Source organism: Collinsella sp. BG-O-102 (assembly GCF_023656745.1).
In the GTDB taxonomy this organism is placed as follows: Bacteria; Actinomycetota; Coriobacteriia; order Coriobacteriales; family Coriobacteriaceae; genus Collinsella.
This window is the reverse complement of sequence record NZ_JAMOKO010000040.1, coordinates 1-1,474: the sequence shown is the minus strand read 5'-3', so window position 1 is coordinate 1,474 and position 1,474 is coordinate 1. Positions and strand designations below refer to the sequence as shown.

At 67.2% G+C, this 1,474-nt stretch carries 1 protein-coding gene; it reads left to right on the top strand.

Annotated features, from left to right (window positions below; translation table 11 throughout):
• Positions 1-141 precede the first annotated feature (141 nt).
• Entirely contained in the window at positions 142-1,401 is a 1,260-nt protein-coding gene (locus NBH09_RS09930; RefSeq protein ID WP_502799845.1) for an IS256 family transposase, read from the top strand.
• The last annotated feature ends 73 nt before the right edge of the window (positions 1,402-1,474 follow it).

Here is a 1,474-nt window from a genome sequence, read left to right as displayed (position 1 = left end):
GATCGCGTCGGAAATGTTGGTGTAAGCGCGCCGACGGCTGACCGCCAAACGCAAGCGGCCCCTGTCCTAGAATCTGGAATTGCTACATAACACAGGTTCTGGGAAAGGACAGGGACCGCTATGGAGATATTAGCAGACGCGATGCCGGATAAGGCCGCCATCCCGAGGTCGACCGACGGGATGGTCGACATCCAGTCGCTGCTCAGGCTGCTCGCCGAGCAGGTGGTCAACGCCATCATGGACGAGGAGGCCGACCAGCTCTGCGGCGATGGGGCCAACAGCAGGAACGGCTACCGCAACCGCACGCTCGAGACGTGCGTGGGCACGCTCAACCTGAGAATCCCCAAGCTCAGGACGGGCAGCTTCTTCCCCGAGGACGTCCTCGAGCGCTACCAGCGCGTCGACCGCGCGCTCGTCGCGGCGGTGGCCGAGATGTACGCCACCGGCACCAGCACCAGGAAGGTGCAGAGGATAGCCGAGAAGATGGGCATCGAGAGGCTCGGCAGGGACCGAGTGAGCGCGATCGCCGCGACCCTCGACGCCGAGATAGCCGACCTCGCGGAGGGGCCGCTCGATGCGCGCGCGATACCCTACATCTGGCTCGACGCGACCTACGTCAAGTGCCGCCGCGGGGGCCGCGTGGCTTCGACCGCGGTGGTCACGGCGATAGGCTGCGACGAGTCCGGCTGGAGGCGGGTGCTGGGGGTGTCCGTGGTGGACACGGAGTCCTACGAATCGTGGCTCGGTTTCCTGCGGAAGCTGCGCGACCGCGGCGCGACCGGCACCGAGCTCGTCGTATCCGATGCCCACGGGGGCCTGGTCAGGGCCGTAGGCGAGGTCTTCCAGGGGGCGGCCTGGCAGCGATGCGCCGTGCACCTGATGCGCGACTGCATGCGCGAGGCCGGCTCCTGGCAGCTGAGGCGCCGCGTGGGGCGCATCGTCTCCTCGGTCTTCCGCGCCAGGGACGCCGCCACCGCCGTGGCCATGTACCACGCGGCGTGCGAGATGCTGGAGGGGTGCTGCCCGAGGGCGGCGAGGGTGCTCGAGGAGGCGGAGCCCGACGCGCTCGCGTACCTGGACTTCCCGCCGTCGCACTGGAAGCGCCTGCGCACCAACAACGTGCAGGAGCGCGCCAACAGGGAAATCAAGCGCCGCTCGCGCGTGGTGCAGGTCTTCCCGTCGGAGAGTTCGCTGCTCAGGCTCGTGGGCGCCGTCATGTGCGACCAGGCCGAGACATGGTCCGGCTCGCGCTACTTCTCGGAGAGGAAGATGGCCGAGATGCATGACACCGCGTTCAGAATGGGTGCCGCGGGCGAGCACGACTGGGCGGAGCTGGAGAAGGCGGCCAGGAAGATGATCGAATCAAGCCTGGAACTTGCCGACAGCGTGGAGGCGGCCTAGGATATCAACTGATTCCGGATATCGGACACAGGGGCCGCAAGGGCCCTTACACCAACTTTCTCGACACTACCAC